General features: G+C 71.7%; 20 protein-coding genes. 10 read left to right on the top strand and 10 right to left on the bottom strand.

Annotated features, from left to right (window positions below):
• Positions 1–4 precede the first annotated feature (4 nt).
• From ACWD5O_RS07825 to ACWD5O_RS07815, 3 genes are all read left to right on the top strand, one after another.
• Positions 5–1,144 (top strand): glycerate kinase family protein, encoded by a 1,140-nt coding sequence (locus ACWD5O_RS07825; RefSeq protein WP_450084881.1) that lies wholly within the window; start codon positions 5–7, stop codon positions 1,142–1,144.
• A 180-nt stretch (positions 1,145–1,324) separates the two neighbouring features.
• Positions 1,325–1,693 (top strand): iron-sulfur cluster insertion protein ErpA, encoded by a 369-nt coding sequence (gene erpA / locus ACWD5O_RS07820; protein ID WP_074313193.1) that lies wholly within the window; start codon positions 1,325–1,327, stop codon positions 1,691–1,693.
• Between the two features lie 189 nt (positions 1,694–1,882).
• Positions 1,883–2,860, top strand: a complete 978-nt coding sequence (locus ACWD5O_RS07815) for a carbohydrate kinase family protein (protein WP_354965078.1) — start codon at positions 1,883–1,885, stop codon at positions 2,858–2,860.
• An 87-nt stretch (positions 2,861–2,947) separates the two neighbouring features.
• Here ACWD5O_RS07815 and ACWD5O_RS07810 read toward each other — a convergent pair whose 3' ends face one another.
• Together ACWD5O_RS07810 and ACWD5O_RS07805 are read right to left on the bottom strand one after the other, a co-directional pair.
• A complete protein-coding gene (locus ACWD5O_RS07810) occupies positions 2,948–3,181 on the bottom strand; it encodes a sulfurtransferase TusA family protein (protein ID WP_450084880.1) in 234 nt (77 codons plus the stop codon).
• A complete protein-coding gene (locus ACWD5O_RS07805) occupies positions 3,178–4,329 on the bottom strand; it encodes a cysteine desulfurase family protein (protein WP_450084879.1) in 1,152 nt (383 codons plus the stop codon). Before ACWD5O_RS07805 ends, ACWD5O_RS07810 begins: the two co-directional genes overlap by 4 nt.
• Before the next feature lie 170 nt (positions 4,330–4,499).
• Between ACWD5O_RS07805 and ctaC the strand changes: the two genes are divergently transcribed.
• Both ctaC and ACWD5O_RS07795 read left to right on the top strand, forming a co-directional pair.
• Positions 4,500–5,471, top strand: a complete 972-nt coding sequence (gene ctaC, locus ACWD5O_RS07800) for an aa3-type cytochrome oxidase subunit II (RefSeq protein WP_354965075.1) — start codon at positions 4,500–4,502, stop codon at positions 5,469–5,471.
• A gap of 9 nt (positions 5,472–5,480) precedes the next feature.
• Positions 5,481–5,906, top strand: a complete 426-nt coding sequence (locus ACWD5O_RS07795; RefSeq protein ID WP_450084878.1) for a cytochrome c oxidase subunit 4 — start codon at positions 5,481–5,483, stop codon at positions 5,904–5,906.
• Positions 5,907–6,136: 230 nt separating this feature from the next.
• On the opposite strand, the gene ACWD5O_RS07790 is transcribed toward ACWD5O_RS07795, so the two are convergent.
• From ACWD5O_RS07790 to ACWD5O_RS07775, 4 genes are all read right to left on the bottom strand, one after another.
• Positions 6,137–6,340 (bottom strand): hypothetical protein, encoded by a 204-nt coding sequence (locus ACWD5O_RS07790; protein ID WP_354965073.1) that lies wholly within the window; start codon positions 6,338–6,340, stop codon positions 6,137–6,139.
• Positions 6,341–6,488: 148 nt separating this feature from the next.
• Complete coding sequence (gene trpD, locus ACWD5O_RS07785) at positions 6,489–7,535, bottom strand: anthranilate phosphoribosyltransferase (RefSeq protein ID WP_450084877.1); 1,047 nt, start codon at positions 7,533–7,535, stop codon at positions 6,489–6,491.
• Between the two features lie 88 nt (positions 7,536–7,623).
• Positions 7,624–8,019 (bottom strand): response regulator, encoded by a 396-nt coding sequence (locus ACWD5O_RS07780; RefSeq protein ID WP_210911527.1) that lies wholly within the window; start codon positions 8,017–8,019, stop codon positions 7,624–7,626.
• 106 nt (positions 8,020–8,125) lie between these two features.
• Complete coding sequence (locus ACWD5O_RS07775) at positions 8,126–9,100, bottom strand: cytochrome c oxidase assembly protein (RefSeq protein ID WP_450084876.1); 975 nt, start codon at positions 9,098–9,100, stop codon at positions 8,126–8,128.
• A gap of 108 nt (positions 9,101–9,208) precedes the next feature.
• On the opposite strand from ACWD5O_RS07775, the gene ctaE reads away from it, so the two are divergent.
• The 5 genes from ctaE (at position 9,209) to ACWD5O_RS07750 (ending at position 14,385) form a co-directional block, all read left to right on the top strand.
• Positions 9,209–9,808 (top strand): aa3-type cytochrome oxidase subunit III, encoded by a 600-nt coding sequence (ctaE, locus tag ACWD5O_RS07770; protein ID WP_354965070.1) that lies wholly within the window; start codon positions 9,209–9,211, stop codon positions 9,806–9,808.
• A gap of 70 nt (positions 9,809–9,878) precedes the next feature.
• On the top strand, positions 9,879–10,715 hold the full coding sequence (gene qcrC / locus ACWD5O_RS07765) for a cytochrome bc1 complex diheme cytochrome c subunit (RefSeq protein ID WP_354965069.1): 837 nt from the start codon (positions 9,879–9,881) through the stop codon (positions 10,713–10,715).
• Positions 10,716–10,779: 64 nt separating this feature from the next.
• Positions 10,780–11,874 (top strand): cytochrome bc1 complex Rieske iron-sulfur subunit, encoded by a 1,095-nt coding sequence (qcrA, locus tag ACWD5O_RS07760; RefSeq protein WP_450084875.1) that lies wholly within the window; start codon positions 10,780–10,782, stop codon positions 11,872–11,874.
• Positions 11,871–13,502 carry a cytochrome bc1 complex cytochrome b subunit gene (qcrB, locus tag ACWD5O_RS07755; RefSeq protein ID WP_450084874.1) on the top strand — a complete coding sequence of 544 codons (1,632 nt, stop codon included), beginning with the start codon at positions 11,871–11,873 and terminating at the stop codon, positions 13,500–13,502. Before qcrA ends, qcrB begins: the two co-directional genes overlap by 4 nt.
• A 193-nt stretch (positions 13,503–13,695) precedes the next feature.
• Complete coding sequence (locus ACWD5O_RS07750) at positions 13,696–14,385, top strand: DUF4142 domain-containing protein (protein ID WP_354965066.1); 690 nt, start codon at positions 13,696–13,698, stop codon at positions 14,383–14,385.
• Between the two features lie 82 nt (positions 14,386–14,467).
• On the opposite strand, the gene ACWD5O_RS07745 is transcribed toward ACWD5O_RS07750, so the two are convergent.
• The 4 genes from ACWD5O_RS07745 to ACWD5O_RS07730 form a co-directional block, all read right to left on the bottom strand.
• Positions 14,468–14,755, bottom strand: coding sequence for an Lrp/AsnC family transcriptional regulator (locus ACWD5O_RS07745; protein ID WP_354965065.1), 288 nt, complete (start codon positions 14,753–14,755; stop codon positions 14,468–14,470).
• A gap of 78 nt (positions 14,756–14,833) precedes the next feature.
• Entirely contained in the window at positions 14,834–15,733 is a 900-nt protein-coding gene (locus ACWD5O_RS07740) for a nucleotidyltransferase family protein (protein WP_387323845.1), read from the bottom strand.
• Entirely contained in the window at positions 15,730–16,272 is a 543-nt protein-coding gene (locus ACWD5O_RS07735; protein ID WP_354965064.1) for an NUDIX hydrolase, read from the bottom strand. The genes ACWD5O_RS07740 and ACWD5O_RS07735 overlap by 4 nt, the downstream gene beginning before the upstream one ends.
• 53 nt (positions 16,273–16,325) lie before the next feature.
• Positions 16,326–18,119, bottom strand: coding sequence for a RelA/SpoT family protein (locus ACWD5O_RS07730; RefSeq protein ID WP_354965131.1), 1,794 nt, complete (start codon positions 18,117–18,119; stop codon positions 16,326–16,328).
• Positions 18,120–18,148 lie beyond the last annotated feature (29 nt).

The raw sequence follows: 18,148 nt of genomic DNA, 5'->3' as shown, positions 1-18,148 counted from the left end.
CGGCATGCGTGTGCTGCTCTGTCCGGACAAGTTCGCCGGCACCCTGCCCGCACCGGAGGTGGCCGCCGCGGTGGCCGCCGGTTGGCGCACCGTCGCCGAGGGTGACGACCTGCTGATCCGGCCACTGGCTGACGGTGGGCCGGGCTTCGTGGAGGTGCTCGCCGAGGCCCTCGGCGGCCGGCGGGTGGCGGTGCGGACGGTCGATCCGCTGGGTCGGCCGGCGGCCGGTGAGATCCTGCTTGCCGCCGACGGCGCGACCGCCTACCTGGAGAGCGCCCAGGCGTGCGGGCTGCACCTGCTCGCCACCGCCGAACGTGACCCGAAGACCACCACCTCCTACGGGCTGGGCCTGCTGGTCGCCGCCGCGGTGGAGAGCGGGGCCCGAACTGTGGTGATCGGGCTGGGTGGCTCCGGCACCAATGACGCCGGCGCCGGGATGCTGGCCGCGCTGGGCGTGACCCCGCTCGACGCCGCCGGCGCCGCGCTTCCGTACGGCGGGGCGGCGCTGGCCGGGACCGTCACGCTGGACGGCGCGCCCCGGCTGCGCGGGGTTCGGCTGGTCGCCGCCACCGACGTGGACAACCCGCTGCTCGGCCTGCACGGCGCGAGCAACGTGTTCGGCCCGCAGAAGGGCGCCGACCGGGCCGACGTGCTGTTGCTCGACGCCGCACTGGAGCACTTCGCGGCGGTGTTGGAGCGGGACCTGCCCGGCTGCCCGGCGGGGCTCGGCACGCTGCCCGGTGGCGGGGCCGCCGGCGGCATCGGCGCGGCAATCCTCGCCCTGGGTGGCGGCTGCGAGTCGGGCATCGGCCTGGTGACCCGGGCCAGCGGGCTGGACGCCGAGCTGGATACCGCCGACCTGGTGATCACTGGTGAGGGGTCCTTCGACCACCAGTCGCTGCGCGGCAAGGTCGTCGCGGGGGTGGCCGGTGCCGCCCGGGACCGGGGGGTGCCGTGCGTGGTGGTGGCCGGCCAGGTCAGCACCGGCCGGCGGGAGGCCGCCGCGGCGGGGGTGACCGACGCGTACAGCCTGGTCGAGCACTTCGGCGGGGAGGAGGGCGGCGGGCTCGCCGCCGCGCTGAGCCGGCCGGCGGACGGGCTGCGCGAGCTGGGCGCCCGACTGGCCCGGCAGTGGAGCCGCTGAGCGCTCCGGCCGGTCGGCGTGCCCGGCCACGACCGGGCCGACCTGCGGCGGGGGTCACGCCACGCGGGTGAGCCCGGCCGAGGCGGCGTACGATCGGAAAAGGACCACACCGGGAATCACTGGACGGCGCGCGGCGTTGGCCAGTGCGTCCGGACCCATACCGCGCAGGGAGACTTCCACGTGACCACGCCAGCGCAGACCGAGTCGACCGAGGCCAAGGCCCCTACTTCCGTCGTCCTCACCGACGTCGCGGCGCAGAAGGTCAAGGCTCTGATCGAGCAGGAGGGCCGCGACGACCTGCGGCTCCGTGTCGCGGTGCAGCCGGGTGGCTGCTCCGGCCTGCGGTACCAGCTCTTCTTCGACGAGCGTTCGCTCGACGGTGACGTCGTCACCGATTTCGGTGGTGTCGAGGTCGTCGTCGACCGGATGAGCGCCCCGTACCTTTCCGGCGCGACGATCGACTTCGCCGACCGGATCGACGCGCAGGGCTTCACCATCGACAACCCCAACGCGGGCAACTCCTGCGCCTGCGGCGACTCGTTCAACTGAGTCGTACGCACCACAAAGCACCACACGCACACCATCACGACGGGGCCGTCCTACGGGGCGGCCCCGTCGTCGTGTGCGGGTGGGAGTGGTCCCCGCGCCGGCCGGTTGCCGTTGAGCGACCGACCGGACACCGCCGGGTGGCCGGGCCGGTAGTCTGACCGCGCCCTGCTCCCGACCCCGAGGGTTGACATGAAGATCGCCGTGACCGGCTCGATCGCCACTGATCACCTGATGAGCTTCCCCGGTCGCTTCGCCGACCAGCTCATCGCCGATCAGCTGCACAAGGTTTCCCTCTCCTTCCTGGTGGACGACCTGGTGCTCCGCCGGGGCGGGGTGGCGGCGAACATTTCGTTCGGCATGGGCCAGCTCGGGCTGCGCCCGGTGCTGCTCGGCGCGGTGGGCGCCGACTTCGCCGACTACCGCTCGTGGCTGGAGCGACACGGGGTGGACTGCGGCTCGGTGCACATCAGCGAGGTGGCGCACACCGCCCGCTTCGTCTGCACCACCGATACCGACATGTGCCAGATCGCGTCGTTCTACGCCGGCGCGATGAGTGAGGCGCGCAACATCGAGCTCGCCCCGGTCGCCGACCGGCTCGGCGGGCTGGACCTGGTGCTGGTCAGCGCCAACGACCCGGAGGCCATGCTGCGCCACTCCGCCGAGTGCCGCACCCGCGGGTACGCGTTCGCCGCCGACCCCTCGCAGCAGCTCGCCCGCATGCCGGGTGAGGACGTGGTGGCGCTGATCGAGGGCGCCGAGTACCTGATGACCAACGACTACGAGAAGTCCCTGCTGCAGAGCAAGGCGGGGCTGAGCGACGACCAGCTGCTGGAGCTGGTCAAGGTGCGGGTCACCACGTTGGGCAAGCACGGCGTGGAGATCGCCGGGCGCGGCATGGACCCGATCCACGTGCCGATCGCGCGGGAAATCCGGGCGGTCGATCCGACCGGTGTGGGCGACGGCTTCCGGGCCGGGTTCTTCACCGCGCTCTCCTGGGGCCTCGGCCTGGAGCGGGCCGCCCAGGTCGGCTCGCTGCTGGCCACGCTGGTCCTGGAGACCGTCGGCACCCAGGAGTACGACGTCCGCCGCGACCTGTTCGTCAAGCGCCTCGCCGAGTCCTACGGCGACACCGCCGCGGACGAGATCCGCCCGCACCTCCTGCCGTAACCAATCGCCGTTCCCTGATCGTTGGCTGCCGAGCAGCAGTCGGGCCGGCGTGTTGTGCCGCTCAGCAGCCAACGATCGAGGGGACCCTCAGTGGGTGCGGCGGATGTCGTAGGCCGGGCCTTCCGGGCCGGTGATGGCGGCGACGAACTCCTGGCCGCGCATCCTGCACCAGGCGGGGAGGTCCACGGCCGCGGCCGGGTCGTCGGCGAGCACCCGCACCACCGTGCCGACCGGCACCTGGGGCATCCGTCGGGCCGCCGCGATCACCGGCAGCGGGCAGCGCTGGCCACGGCAGTCGAGCACCTCGTCCGGCATCGTCACAGCCCCACCACCCCGGCCTCGGCGCGCAGCCCGGCGACGATCCCGGGCAGCTCGGCGAGGAACCGCTCGACGTCCGCCTCGGTCGTCTCCCGGTGCAGGCTGACGCGGACGTTGCCGTGGGAGAGCACCCCCATCGCCTCCAACACGTGCGACGGGCGCAGCGTGGACGAGGTGCAGGACGAGCCGGACGACACCGCGAAGCCCCGCCGGTCCAGCGCGTGCAGCAGCGCCTCGCCGTCCACGTACAGGCAGGAGAACGTGACCAGGTGGGGGAGCCGGAGCACCGGATCGCCGACCACCTCCACGTCCGGCACCTCCGCCGGGACCCGCGCCCGGATCCGGTCCACCAGCGGCGCCAGCCGGGTTTCCTCGGCCGCGGCGTCGGCCGCCGCCGCGCGCAGGCTCGCCGCCGCCGCCACCAGCGCGGGCAGGTTCACCGAGCCGGGGGTACGCCCGCCCTCCCGCTCGTCGGCCGGCCAGGGTGACTCCCAGCGGGTGCCCTTGCGGACCGCCAGCAGCCCCACCCCGGGCGGGCCACCCCACTTGTGCGCGCTGGCGGTGAGCACCGACCAGCCCGCCGGCAGGGGCACCCGGCCGACCGACTGCGCGGCGTCGACGTACAGCGGCACCCCGGCGTCGGCGCAGGCGGCGGCCGCCTCCGCGACCGGTTGCACGGTGCCCACCTCATGGCTGGCGGTGATCAGCGCGGCCAGCGCGACCCCGGGAGCCCGGACCGCGTCCGACCAGGCGTCCAGGTCCAGCCGGCCCAGCCGGTCGACCGGAACGGGGTCGGCGACGCCGCCCGCCGCGACGTGCCGCTCCGCGGCGTGCAGCACCGCGGAGTGCTCGATCGCCGAATGCACCAGCGTCGCCCCGACCCGGCGCCGCCCGGCCAGGCCACCGAGCACCGCGCCGTGCGCGGCCGTCGTACCGCTGGAGGTGAAGGACAGCTCGTCGGCGCGGACGCCGAGCGTCTGCGCGGTGGCCTCGCGGGCGGCGTCGAGCAGTTGCCGTGCCCGGCGGGCCTGGGTGTAGAGCTTGCCCGGGTCAGCCCAGCCGTCGTCGAGGGCGGCCAGCAGCGCCTGCCGGGCGACCGGATGCATCGGCGCGGCGGTCGCCGCGTCCAGGTAGACCGGGGATGCGCTCACGGATCCCAACGCTATCGCGGCGTAATGCCCAGGATCCCCCCGATGGGGGCGGACAGTGACCCCACCACGGCCGAGTCCGTCATGGTCGAGTAATCTGCGACCGTCGGTGACGCCTTTGCCGCCGGTGCTGAGGAAAGACGCACCGCGGCGCGCTAGGGAGGCAGGACCAGGTGGTCGCAAGGAGTTCGGAGGTACGGCCGTCGGCCGTACGGCACAGCGCTTCCCGAGGGGTCGGTGGACGCCGGGGGCGCGGTGCTGGTCGGCTGGCCGGGCTCGGTCTCGGTGGCGTGGCGCTGCTGGTCCTGCTCACAGGCTGTGACGTCGGTCAGACGTTCGGCGGCTTCGGCTGGCCGCAGGGCGGCATCTCGGCCGAGTCCCGGCGGATGTACGACCTGTGGATCGCCTCCTGCATCGCCGCCCTCGCGGTCGGCGTCTTCGTGTGGGGTCTGATCTTCTGGTGCGTCGTGCGCTACCGCAAGCGTGGCAACGCGCTGCCGGTGCAGACTCGCTACAACCTGCCGATGGAGTTCCTCTACACCATCGCGCCGATCCTGATCGTCTCCGTGCTCTTCTACTACACGGCGATCGTGCAGACCGGCGTGGACAAGTTGTCGAAGAACCCCGACGTCACCGTCGAGGTCGTCGCCTTCAAGTGGAACTGGCAGTTCAACTACCGCGACGGGCAGGGCCCCGACGCCCGCACCACCGCGTCGACGCTCGGCACCAGCGAGGTCATCCCGGTGTTGGTGCTGCCGACCAACCGGTCCATCCGGTTCGAGGAGACCAGCCGCGACGTCATCCACTCCTTCTGGGTGCCGGAGCTGCTGTTCAAGCGGGACGTCATGCCGGGCAAGATCCGCAACGTGTTCGAGGTCTCCAGCCTGGTGGCCGAGGGCGCCTACGTCGGCCGCTGCGCCGAGCTGTGCGGCAGCTACCACGCGTTCATGAACTTCGAGCTGCGGGTGGTCTCGCCGGAGAAGTACGACCAGTTCCTGGCTGCCAAGCAGAGCGGCAAGTCCACCCAGGACGCGCTGACCGCCATCGGTGAGAAGCCGTACGCGGAGACCACGCAGCCGTTCGATACCAGGCGGACGAAGAGCAACTTCAACCCGGACAGCGCTCCGGCCGGTACGGGAAGCTGAGGCAGCGGGATGAAGACCGAATGGCGCATCTTCCTGATCATCGCCACGTTCCTGTTGGGTGCCACGATCCTCTACGGCGCCTGGACGGCCGGTGAGTCCGGCGGCGTCGAGTGGGTGGGCACGATCGCCCTGCTGCTCTCCTTCCTGCTCTGCACGATGTGCGGCGGCTTCTTCTGGTTCGTCTCGCGCCGTATCGACCTGCGCCCCGAGGACCGGTCGGACGCCGAGATCTCCGACGGCGCCGGTGAGGTCGGCTTCTTCAGCCCCGGCAGCTACTGGCCGTTCGGGCTGGCGCTGGCCGCCGCGACGGCCGGCATGGGCCTGGTGTTCTGGCAGTACTGGCTGATCGGCCTTGGTCTGCTGGCGGTCATCTTCGCCGCCTGCGGGCTGCTGTTCGAGTACTACAGCGGCACCCGGCGCACCGCCGAGCACTGACCCACCCGGTCGCCGTCGCGGCCGGCCCATGGCACGACGAAGGCCCGCTCCCCACCGGGGAGCGGGCCTTCGTCGTGCCGGGACCCGTTCGGCCACGACCTGCCCGGGTGATCAGGCCGCGCGGCGCAGACGGGCCAGGGACCACGGGGGCCGCGCAGACCGGTGATCAGGCCGCGCGGCGCGGACGGGTGAGGGGTGGCGGCACAGGCCAGGCGGGCTGGGTGGCCGGGTCAGGCGGCGTGGCGGGCGGGTTGACGGCGTGGGCGGTCGGCCAGCCGCGTGGAGCGCAAGGCGAAGTTGGCGATCACCACGGCGGCGCCACAGCCGGTGCAGATCAGCTCGGGACAGTCGGTGCCGTGGCCGTCGACGCAGGGCGGCACCTCGAACGGCGTCACGCCCTCGCAGACGTCGCAGTAGAGCTCGCGGCCTGACACGAGCGTCTCCTCTCACTCCGGGCGGCCCGCCCCCGAAGCGATACCGACGCACAACGGAAGCGGAGAACTACTCGGCTGTAGTTTCCCACGCGGGTCCGACAGTTCCCGCGCACCGCCGCCGCTCACGGGTACGGGCGCCCGGCGTCGGTCAGGCGGTGGTGGCGGTCTCGATCCAGCGGTCGAGGGTGCCGGCCGCCGCGCCGGAGTCGATCGACTCGGCAGCGCGGTCCAGGCCGGCGCGCAGCGCCTCGGTCAGGTCGCCGTCCAGCGGGCCCTGGGTGGCCAGCGCCGCCGCCGCGTTGACCAGCACCGCGTCCCGGACCGGGCCGGTCTCGCCGGCCAGCAGGCGACGGGCCACGCCGGCGTTGTAGGCGGCGTCACCGCCGCGCAGGTCCGCGAGGGTGGACCGGGGTACCCCCAGGTCCGTCGCGTCCAGCACGGCCTCGCGTACGGTGCCGCCCTGCGCCACCCAGACCCGGGTCGGCGCGGCGGTGGTGAACTCGTCCAGCCCGTCCTCGCCGCGCATCACGATCGCCGAGTCGCCGCGGGCGGCGAACACGCTGGCCATCACCGGGGCCATCCGGGAGTCGAAACAGCCGACCGCGCCGGCCCGGGGACGGGCCGGGTTGGTCAGCGGGCCGAGGAAGTTGAAGAAGGTGGGCACGCCCACCTCACGGCGGACCGGACCGGCGTGTCGCATCCCGGGGTGGAACCGGGCCGCGAAGCAGAACCCGATGCCGGCCTCCTCGACACAGCGGACGACCTGCTCAGGGCCGAGGTCCAGCGGGATGCCGAGGAACTCCAGCAGGTCGGCGGTGCCGCACAGGGAGGAGGCCGCCCGGTTGCCGTGCTTGACGACGCGCACGCCCGCGCCGGCCACCACCAGCGCCGTCATCGTGGAGATGTTGACCGTGTGGGCGAGGTCACCGCCGGTGCCGACCACGTCGAGCGCGGTGCGGCGCAGATTCTCCGGGAGCACCACCGGGACCGAGCGACCCAGCATGGCCTCCACCAGGCCGGCCAGCTCGGCCGGGGTCTCACCCTTGGCTCGCAGCGCCACGGCGAAGGCGGCGATCTGCGCCGCGCTCGCCGAGCCGGTCATGATCTCGTCCATCGCCCAGGCGGTGTCGGCGGTGGGCAGCTCGTCGCCGCGCAGCAGCGCGTTGAGCAGGTGCGGCCAGGTCCGATCGCCCATGGCGGGCCTCCCGAGCGTGCGAAGTGCGGGTGGGCTGGAACCGGCGCCGACTCATCCGGCGCCGAGGCGGTGCCGGGAAGTGGGGACGTCAGGCGGGTGCGTGCGTCCGCAGCAGCTCGGCCACCGTGCTGCCGGTGGTCACCGGGTCGAGCGGGTGCACCAGCGTCGCGTCGACCTCGGCGTACGCGGCGAGCCATCGGTCGGCGGCGCGAGCGATCACCAGGCAGGTCGGGGGAGCGTCGTCCCGGTCGTCCTTGATCTGCCGGGCGATGCCGATGCCGCCGCCCGGGCTGGCCTCGCCGTCGAGCAGCAGCAGGTCGATCTCGTAGTCGTCGACCAGCCGGATGGTCTCGGCGTAGGTCGACGCGTCGACGAACTCGATCTGCAGCCCGGGCGCGGGCCGGGTGCCGACGGCCAGCCGCATCCGGTCACGGACCTGCGGGTCGTCGCTGTAGAGCAGAACGGTGCACTGACGATCGCTCATGGCTGGACTGGCTCCCACCTCGTAGCTGCCCGCCGATCGTACCGGTCCGCGTGACGTAGTCGACATCCCGCCCGTCGTCGGCGGTCCGGCGTACCGTCGGCGCAGCTCAGGCCGGGTGGCCGGCGGCGCGTTCGCGGGCCTCCTGGCGGTCCAGCTCGCGGTCGACCCGGCGGGCCTCCCGCTCGGACTGCTTGATCCACTGCACCACCAGCACCGCGAGCATGGTCACGCTGACGAACTCGCCGCCGGCCCACAGGATGCCGCCGGCGACGATCTGGTCGTCCCAGGGGTCGGACCAGCTCAGGTTGAGCGACGGGTACCAGTCGCCGCCGAAGAGCGTGCTGCTCTGCATGATGGTGAGCCCGAGCACGGTGTGGAACGGCACGGAGAGCAGCATCAGCAGCGCCCGCGCCGGGTACGGCCAGCGGCCCGGCAGCGGGTCGAGGCCGAGCAGCGGCCAGAAGAACACGCAGCCGGTCATGATGAAGTGCGCGTGCACCAGCTCGTGCGCCCAAGCGTGTTCCAGGGTGAAGCGGTACAGGTCACTGAAGTACAGCGCGAACGGGTTGACCACGAAGATGGCGAACGCCACCAGCGGGAAGCTGTAGACCCGGGCGACGCGGCTGTGCACGAGCGCCAGCAGGCGCTTGCGCGCCCGGACCGGCAGGGTGCGCAGGGCCAGCGTCATGGGTGCGCCGAGCGCCAGGAAGATCGGCGCCACCATCGACAGCACCATGTGCTGGACCATGTGCACCGACAGCAGCGCGGTGTCGTACGCGTGCAGCCCGCTGACCGTGACCAGCGCGATGCCGCCCAGGCCCGGGCCGAGGAAGAACACGGTACGGGAGATGGGCCAGCGGTCGCCGCGGATGCGCAGCCGGTGCACCCCGTAGAGGTAGAGGCCCGCGGCGAGCACCAGGCCGACGGCCAGCCAGCTGTCCAGCCGGGTCTCGGTCAGCACCGCGCCGACGGTGAACGGGGGCGGGGTCGCCTCGCCCCCGGCGGCCAGCGCTGGTGGGGCCGCGAGCAACGCGGCCGGGACCGCCGAGGTGGCGGCGAAGATCGGATCGACGTACAGCACGCTTTTCAGGGTAGGCCAGGCGAACCGGACCCGGACGCGCGGGCCACGGAAGGCGCAGGTTTGCCACCCCGCTGATCGCCGGCCCCGGTCAGGGGCAATAATGACGGCGTGACTGCGGCCCCAGCCATTGACAAGAGCCGGATCCACTCTCTGACCCGACCGAACATGGTCAGCGTCGGGACGATCGTGTGGCTCTCCAGCGAACTCATGTTCTTCGCGGCGCTGTTCGCGATGTACTTCTCCATCCGCGCGGCTGCGCCGGAGCAGTGGGAGAAGCACACCGAGCACCTGAACATCCCGTACGCGACCACGTTCACGGTGATCCTGGTGCTCTCCTCCGTGACGTGCCAGCTCGGCGTCTTCGCGGCGGAGAAGGGTGACGTCCACGCGCTACGGCGCTGGTTCACCATCACCTTCGTGATGGGCCTGATCTTCGTGCTCGGCCAGGTGAACGAGTACCGCACGCTGGTGCACGAGGGCGTCAAAATTAACGAAGACGGCTACGGCTCGATGTTCTACCTGACCACCGGTTTCCACGGCCTGCACGTGACCGGCGGCCTGATCGCCTTCATCATCTTCATGATCCGTACCACCATGGGCCGGTTCACCCCGGCGCAGGCGACCTCGGCGATCGTCGTGTCGTACTACTGGCACTTCGTCGACGTTGTGTGGATCGCGCTGTACGCCATGATCTACTGGCTTCAGTGATCTTGCGCGTCACATTCCGCGCTGCTGCTCCGTCCCCTGAGACAGGTCCAACCGGTTAAGGACACCGCTCATGACTTCTGACAACGACCGCCGACGCGGTCTGCTCGCGCGGCTGCGCGAGCGGCCCGCCGCGCGCAGCAGGGGCCGCCGCCGGCTGGGCGCCGCGGTCCGGCTGTTCGCCGCGCTGATGCTCGCCGGCGGCGCATACACCGTCTTCGCCCCCGGTGCGCAGGCGCAGGACAACCCGCCGCTGACCGGCGCCGCCGCTGAGGGCAAGGCGCTGTTCGACGTGAGCTGTGTGACCTGCCACGGACGCAACGCCCAGGGCGTCGAGGGCCGCGGGCCGAGCCTGATCGGCGTCGGAGCGGCCTCGGTCGAGTTCCAGGTCAGCAGCGGCCGCATGCCGCTTGCCCGCCAGGAGGCCCAGGCGCACCGCAAGCCCACGCTCTTCACCGACGAGCAGACCCGCCAGCTGGCCCAGTACATCCAGGAGCTCGGCGGCGGCCCGATCGTGCCGGAGGGCGACGACCTCCGCGAGGACGGCAACGTCGCTGCCGGCGGTGAGCTGTTCCGGATCAACTGCTCGCAGTGCCACGCCTTCGGTGGCGGTGGCGGCGCGCTCTCCTCGGGCAAGTTCGCCCCGAGTCTGCACCCGGCGACCGACCGGCAGATCTACGCGGCGATGTTGAGCGGCCCGCAGAACATGCCGGTGTTCGGTGACAACCAGCTCCGGCCGGAGCAGAAGGCCGACATCATCGCGTACATCCAGGAGACCCTGAAGCACGACCAGGACCCGGGCGGGTTCAACCTCGGCCGGTACGGGCCGTCCACCGAGGGCCTGGCGATCTTCCTGGTTGGCATCGTGGCGCTCGTCTTCGCTAGCCTGTGGATTGCGGGTAAGTCGTGACCGAGCGGATCATCCGATTCAGTGCCGTGGTGCCGCTCGGCGCCACCCGTAGCGAGGTGACGGCATGAGCACGCACACCGAGCACCAGGCCCCGCAGGGCCGGGAGCCGCTCGACGTGAACACCCCGGGGCTGACCCGGTTCGACATCGTTCGTGAAGGCGCGCGCCGGGACGACATCGAGATCGTCCACTACGAGCCGCAGGTGCAGCCCGGCACCAAGGCCGAGCGCCGCCTGACCCGGGTGGTGGCCGGATTCTTCCTGATCACCGGCCTGGCGGCGACCGCCTTCCTGGCCATCTACATCTGGTGGCCCTGGCAGTACGAGCCGGGCCGGGGCGGCGACAAGTTCTACACCCCGCTGCTCGGCGCCACCCTGGGCGTAGCCCTGCTCGCCGTCGGATTCGGCATCCTGACCTGGGGCAAGAAGCTGCTGCCCAAGGAGGTCTCGATCCAGGACCGGCACGAGGGGGCGGTGGACGCGGACGGCCGCACCATCACCGGTCAGACCATGCTCTACATGGCCGACGAGCTGGGTGTGAAGCGTCGCCCACTGCTCGGCATCTCGCTGCTGGCCGGTCTCGCGCCAGTCGGGGCGGTGGTCGCGGCGCCGCTGGTCGGCGGCCTGATCTCCCAACCGCACAAGAACAACCAGATGTTCACCACCGGCTTTGCCCCGACCGAGAGCGGGCAGAAGATCCGCCTCGTCCGCGAGGACGGCCGACCGGTGCGCCCGGCGGACATCAGCAGCGGTGGTCAGCTGACGGTCTTTCCGGGCATCGAGCACGGCGTGAGCAACCGGCACGCCGACTCGCCGACGCTGCTGATCCACCTGCGCGATGCGGACGCCCAGAAGTCGCGGGAAGCCAACTCGCGGCCCGAGGTCGGCCACGGCGACTACATGTGGGGCAACTTCGCGGCGTTCTCCAAGATCTGCACGCACGCCGGTTGCCCGGCAAGCCTGTTCGAGCAGCAGACCAACCGTCTGCTCTGCCCGTGCCACCAGTCCCAGTTCCTCATCACCAACAACGCGACGCCCGTCTTCGGCCCTGCCAGCCGCCGGCTGCCGCAGCTGCCGATCGAGGTGGACTCTGAGGGCTTCTTCGTGGCGAAGTCCGACTACACCGAGACCATCGGGCCTGATTTCTGGGAGCGGCCATGAAGCGTCGAAAGCTTGACCTTGCGGCGACGCCGGGCAAGGCCGCGGTGGGGGTGGACGACCGCTTCCAGGTGGCCACCCCGCTGCGCAGGCTGCTGAACAAGGTCTTCCCGGACCACTGGTCCTTCCTGCTCGGCGAGATCGCGCTGTTCTCGTTCATCGTGCTGCTGCTGACCGGTGTGTTCCTCACCTTCTTCTTCGAGCCGGCGATGACCGAGGTGGTCTACGACGGCAGCTACGCGCCGTTGCAGGGCACGCCCATGTCCGCCGCGTACGCCTCCAGCCTGGACATCTCGTTCGACGTCCGTGGCGGTCTGGTGATGCGGCAGATGCACCACTGGTCGGCGCTGCTGTTCATGGCCGCGATCGTCGTGCACATGCTGCGGGTCTTCTTCACCGGTGCCTTCCGCAAGCCGCGGGAGACCAACTGGATCATCGGCTCGCTGCTGTTCTGGGTAGGCTTCCTGGCCGGCTTCACCGGCTACTCGCTGCCGGACGACGGCCTGTCCGGCACCGGCCTGCGGATCGCCTCGGCGATCATGCTGTCCATCCCGGTGATCGGCTCCTGGGTAACCTCGTCGATCTTCGGCGGTGAGTTCCCCGGCACGATCATCATCAGCCGGTTCTTCATCGCCCACGTGCTGCTCATCCCGGGTCTGCTGGTCGCGCTGATCAGCGTCCACCTGGGCCTGGTCTTCAAGCAGAAGCACACGCAGTGGCCCGGCCCCGGCCGGACCAATGGCAACGTGGTCGGCGAGCGGATGTTCCCGCGGTACGCGCTCAAGCAGGGCGGCTTCTTCATGGTCGTCTTCGGCGTCATCGCGCTGATGGGCGGTCTGTTCCAGATCAACCCGATCTGGCTGTTCGGCCCGTACGAGGCGTGGGTGGTCTCGGCCGCCAGCCAGCCGGACTGGTACGTCATGTTCCTCGACGGGTCGACCCGACTCATGCCGGCCTGGGAGATCAACATCCCGCTTGGCGACGGGTACGTGATCCCGCCGCTGTTCTGGCCGACGGTCGTGCTGCCCGGCATCCTGGTGGGCCTGTCGACGATGTACCCGTTCCTGGAGGCCCGGCACCTCAAGGACCGCAAGAGCCACAACCTGCTCCAGCGGCCCCGGGACGTTCCGGCCCGGACCGCGGTTGGCGCCATGGCGGTGTCCTTCTACATCGTGCTGACGCTCTCCGGCGCCAACGACGTGATCGCCGACAAGTTCCAGATCAGCCTGAACGCGATGACCTGGGCCGGCCGAATCGGCCTGCTGGTGATTCCGCCGGTGGCGTACTACATCACCCACCGGCTCTGCCTCGGTCTGCAGCAGCACGACCGCGAGGTGCTCGCGCACGGCGTGGAGACGGGCATCATCCGGCGCCTGCCGGACGGCCGGTTCATCGAGGTGCACCAGCCGCTCAGCGCGGCGAACGGGCACGCGGACGGCCACGGCGAGCTGGAGTACGTCGGCTGGGTGGTGCCCAAGAAGATGAACCGGCTCGGGGCTCTCGGCCCGGCCATCCGGGGCTTCTTCTACCCGATCGAGAAGCCGGCCGAGGCGCCGGTCTCGCCGGGTCACCCGCCGGTCGAGGCCCGGCCCGAGCGCGAGGAGATCAGCAGCGGCGAGAGCCGCCGCTGACCCCCCGACCGCACCGTCACGTGGCGCCCGCCGGAATTCCGGCGGGCGCCACGTCGTATCCGTGTCCACCGCCCATCCGGCCAGGATTGGGACGGTCACGGCGCGACCGGTAGACCCCGCGCGACGGGCGATCGCAGGAATAACCCCGGTGAGCCGGGTATCCGTGCGGTCCAACGTCTCAAGGGGGGGAAGCATGTTGGGTATCAAACGCCTCGGCCTGTTGGCCGCGCTGGTACTGGTCGGCGTCGCGCCGGCCGCGGCCGCGCAGGCCGCGGCACAGCCGTCAACGCAGGACACCCAGTATCTGCAGGCGGTGCACCAGGTCAACCTGTTCGAAATCACCGCCGGTGACCTGGCCCAGCAGAAGGGCCAGGACCAGGGGGTCAAGGACCTGGGCGCGATGTTGAAGACCGATCACACCCAGCTGGACCAGACGGTGCAGCAGACCGCGTCCCAGCTCGGGGTGGACCTGCCAAACGAGCCCAGCGCCGATCAGCAGGCCGTCATCGACCAGCTGAACAACGCCAGCGGCAAGGAGTTCGACCGGCTGTGGGTGACCAGCGAGCTGGCCGGTCACGTCCAGGCCATCCAGGCCACCCAGACGGAGATCTCACAGGGCTCCGAGCAGTCGGTGGTCCAGTTGGCCCAGACCGCCCTGCCGATTCTGCAGACGCACTACGACGAGCTGGTTCAGCTCGCCAACCAGCTCGGCATTCCGGTCCCGCAGACCAGCGCCAGCGGTACGCCCAGCCCGGGTGGCACTGGCACCGAGTCGCCGGCTCCGGGTGGCACAGGCACCGAGTCCCCGGCTCCGGGCGGCGGCACCGAGTCGCCGGCTCCGGGCGGCGGCACCACCGAGTCGCCGGCTCCCAGCGAGAGCTGACGTAGCGGCAGCAGACGGCCGGCCCACCCACGCGGTGGGCCGGCCGCCGTGCGTCCCGGCACCCGTCGGCGCCGCCGGTGTGTCAGTCCGCGCTCGCCAGGCCGATCGCGAACGCCTCCTCCAGGTCGTGCTGCGAGTACGCCCGGAACGCGATGTGCGACTCGGTGTTCAGCACACCCGGCACCTTGGAGATGCCGCCCGCGATGACCTGGGCGATCTGGTCGAACTCGCGGACCCGGACGATGGCGATGAGGTCGACGTGCCCGGCCACCGAGTAGACCTCGCTGACGCCGGGAAGGTTGGCCAGGTTCTCCGCCACCTCGGGGATCGCATCGGTGGCGCAGTCGATCAGCACGATCGCGGTGATCACGGGACATTTCTCCGTTCGTCGGCGTCGTCGCCCATGCTAGATGTTTCCGTCGGGCCCGGAGGCGGGAGGCGTCAGGGCTCAACCGTGCGCGCTGGCCGGCACGGTGCAGCCGTCCCCGGCGCGGATCGTGTCGCGCAGCCGTTCGCCGTCGCGGACCGTCGCGCCCGGCCAGACCACGGTGCGCCGCACGTCGCCGTACACCCGCGCGCCGGCGCCGACCACCGACTCGACGCAGCGACCGGCCACCGTGGCGGACGGGTCGATCAGGGTGCCGCCGGCGGCGGCGTGCAGGTTGGCTGCCAGGTAGTCGGCCGGGGTGCCGGTGTCGTAGAAGGTGCCCGGGTAGGCGATCACCTCCAGGGCCCCGGCCGCCTCGGCCGGTCGCCAGACCGCGCGCACCAGGTCGGAGAAGACCAACGGCAGGTCGCGGACCAGCCGCCAGGGCAGCAGTGAGAAGCCGGTGAAGCAGTGCCCGGCGAAGGTGCCCGGCGCCGCCGGGTCCGCGGCGGGCTGACCGAGCAGGCGTACGGAGTGCCCGTCCCAGCCGTCCAGCAGCGCGGCCACGTCCGGGCCCGGCGGAGTCGCCGCGTCGGCGAGGTACGCGTCGGCGTTGCCGACCAGCACCGGCCGGCCGTCGATCCAGTCCCGCAGGTTGGCCACGCCGCCCGCGGTGCCGAGCGGGTCGCCCGGCTCCACCGACAGGTGGGCGCGGTCACCGACGTGCGTGACCACCTGGTCGGCGAGGTAGCAGGCGTTCACCGCGACCCGTCCGGGACCGGTCAGGCCGAGCCCGGCCAGCCGGGCCAGCGCCCGGTCGAGCAGCGGCACGTTGCCCACCGGGCAGAGCGCTTTGGGCACCCGTTCGGTGAGCGGACGCAGTCGGGTGCCCTCGCCCGCGGCGAGCACCACCGCACAGACCTCCGCGCGCCGGTCGCCCGCCCGCCCCCCGGTCGCCGGCACACCCGCCGCCCCGGTCACGGCGTGATGTCGGGCACCGGTGGCGGAAACTGCCCGGCCAGCGGCCCAATGCCGTAGTAGGCGAGCAGCCGGGCGGTCGGCCAGGTCAGCTTCGGCAGGTCGTCCAGGGGGTGCCAGGCGGCCTCGAAGACCTCCGCGCCGTCGACCGCCAGTTCGGTGTCGGAGGCCGGCACCTCCGCCTCGAAGACCATGTCCACCCAACCCTTGGCGTGCACGATCGCGTTCGGCACCGCGGGACGCAGCCGGGACGGGGGGAGCCGGATGCCGGACTCCTCGAACAGCTCGCGAGCCGCGCCCACCACCGGGGCCTCGCCCCGATCCAGCAGACCGGCGGGGAGCGACCACCCCTTGCCGGGCGGCTGGCGCAGCAGCAGCAACCGGCCCGCACCCGTCGCCTCGGCGTCGCGGACCAGGGTTACCGCGCCGACGATGTACTTGGGCACGGCCAACCGGACCAGTCGACGGCGCACCGGCAGCGGCAACCGGTAGAAGGCCTGGTAGAAAATGGCCCGACCGGTGGCGCGGGAGCGGGGGATCATGACCCCAGGCTAGTGGTCACGAAAGTCCTTCGGACGTGCTGGGGCCTGGACGGTCACTGTCGATGGTCGACCAGGTCGATCAGCTGGCGTACCACCGTGTCCGGTTCGATCACCCGGTCGAAAACGGCGACCAGCAGGGTCTCCAGGTCGGGATAGCCCAGCTCCTCGGAGAGACGCAGCAGTGGCAGGTCACTGGCGAGGCCGCGGTTGTGCTGGCGCAGGGCGAGCCCGATGGTGGCCCGGCCGAGGCGGACCTTGTCGCTGATCGTGATGCCCGGCTCGGTGTGCCCGGCGAACCACCGGTTGATCTGCATCTGCGCGTGCGGCGACTTGACGAAGTCCAGCCACTCCCGGCGCGGGCCGCGCGGCGCCTCACCGGCCTCGAAGCCGTTGTCCCCGTCGTCTTCGGTGAAGATCTCCACCACGTCGCCCTCGTCCAGCTCCGAGCTCAGCGGCGCCAGCCGGCCGTTGATCCGGGCGGCGAGGCAGTGGTCGCCCCGCTCGCCGCCCAGCTCGTAGGCGAGGTCGACCGGCGTGGCGCCGGCCGGTAGCACGACCTGCCGTCCGTCGGAGAAGACCTGGATCTGCCCCTCGGCGAGGTCGCAGCGCAGCGACTCGAGGAACTGCGCCGGGTCGGCGGCGTCCGGCTCCCAGTCGAGGACCCGGCGCAGCCAGTCCAGTTGCTCGGCGCGCGCCGCCGCGCTGCTGCCTCCCGAACGCGGGAAGCGGAAGTCGGCGGCGATGCCGTACTCGGCCGAGCGGTGCATCTCCTCGGTGCGGATCAGCACCTCGACGGTGCGGTCCTGCGGGCCGCAGACGCTGGTGTGCAGCGAGCGGTAGAGGTTGTTCTTCGGCGATGCGATGAAGTCCTTGAACCGGCCGGGAATTGGGCGCCAGGTGCCGTGGATCGCACCCAGTGCGGCGTAGCAGTCGGTGGCCGGACCATCGACCACCACCGCGATACGCGGCAGGTCGTACGGCGCGGCGTGGTCGCCGGCGGTGGTGTCCTTCCAGATCGAGTAGAGATGCCGCGGGCGGGGGCTCACCTCGGCGTCCACCCGGCTGCGGCGCAGCGCCACCCGGGCCCGGCTGACCACCGCGTCGAGGTACGCGTCCCAGCCCGGCCGGTCGTGCACGTGCCGGGCCAGCCGGGCGTGCTCGTCGGGCTCCAGGTGCAGCAGCACCACGTCGTCCAGCTCGCGCTTGAGGGTCTGGATGCCGAGCCGGTCGCAGAGCGGGACCAGCACCTCCTGGGTCTTGCGGGCGATCCGCTCCCGCGAGGCGGCGGAGCGCACACCGAGGGTGCGCATGTTGTGCAGCCGGTCGGCCAGCTTGATGATCAGGACCCGGACGTCCTTGGCGGCCGCGACGATCATCTTGCGGATCGTCTCCGCCTCGGCGGCCTTGCCGTAGAACGCCTTGTCGAACTTGGTCACCCCGTCAACCAGGTGGGCCACCTCGCCGCCGAAGTCCTCCGAGAGCGCCTGGAGCGTGTATCGGGTGTCCTCCACCGTGTCGTGCAGCAGCGCCGCCACCAGGGTGGTGGTGTCCATCCCGAGCTCGGCGCAGATCTGCGCCACCGCGAGGGGGTGGGTGATGTACGGCTCCCCGCTCTTGCGGAACTGCCCGCGGTGCATGTTCTCCGCGATGGTGTAGGCCCGGCGCAGCACCGCCGGGTCGGTGCCGGCGTGGATGCCCCGGTGGGTCCGGACCAGCTGGGTGACCGGGTCGGAGTCGGCGGTCGGCCAGGTGAGCAACGACCGCAGCCGGCGGGCCAGCGGCAGCTCACCCGACTGGGTCGGCAGGGCGCCCCCCAGGGCGGCGCCGTGCCCGGCGTCGACGTCCACGAGGGACACCTCCTCACCCCGGCCCCGCG

It is taken from the genome of Micromonospora sp. NPDC005161 (assembly GCF_053599855.1).
Note: the sequence above shows the minus strand (reverse complement) of the source record. Positions and strands in the feature narration are given on the sequence as shown.

Bases quoted from the DNA above. Each gene is read 5' to 3' on its own strand.
- ACWD5O_RS07825 (WP_450084881.1), top strand. From the start codon at position 5: ATGCGTGTGCTGCTCTGTCCGGACAAGTTCGCCGGCACCCTGCCCGCA.
- ACWD5O_RS07815 (WP_354965078.1), top strand. From the start codon at position 1,883: ATGAAGATCGCCGTGACCGGCTCGATCGCCACTGATCACCTGATGAGC.
- ACWD5O_RS07795 (WP_450084878.1), top strand. From the start codon at position 5,481: ATGAAGACCGAATGGCGCATCTTCCTGATCATCGCCACGTTCCTGTTG.
- trpD (WP_450084877.1), bottom strand. From the start codon at position 7,535: ATGGGCGATCGGACCTGGCCGCACCTGCTCAACGCGCTGCTGCGCGGC.
- ACWD5O_RS07780 (WP_210911527.1), bottom strand. From the start codon at position 8,019: ATGAGCGATCGTCAGTGCACCGTTCTGCTCTACAGCGACGACCCGCAG.
- qcrC (WP_354965069.1), top strand. From the start codon at position 9,879: ATGACTTCTGACAACGACCGCCGACGCGGTCTGCTCGCGCGGCTGCGC.
- qcrA (WP_450084875.1), top strand. From the start codon at position 10,780: ATGAGCACGCACACCGAGCACCAGGCCCCGCAGGGCCGGGAGCCGCTC.
- qcrB (WP_450084874.1), top strand. From the start codon at position 11,871: ATGAAGCGTCGAAAGCTTGACCTTGCGGCGACGCCGGGCAAGGCCGCG.
- ACWD5O_RS07750 (WP_354965066.1), top strand. From the start codon at position 13,696: ATGTTGGGTATCAAACGCCTCGGCCTGTTGGCCGCGCTGGTACTGGTC.
- ACWD5O_RS07735 (WP_354965064.1), bottom strand. From the start codon at position 16,272: ATGATCCCCCGCTCCCGCGCCACCGGTCGGGCCATTTTCTACCAGGCC.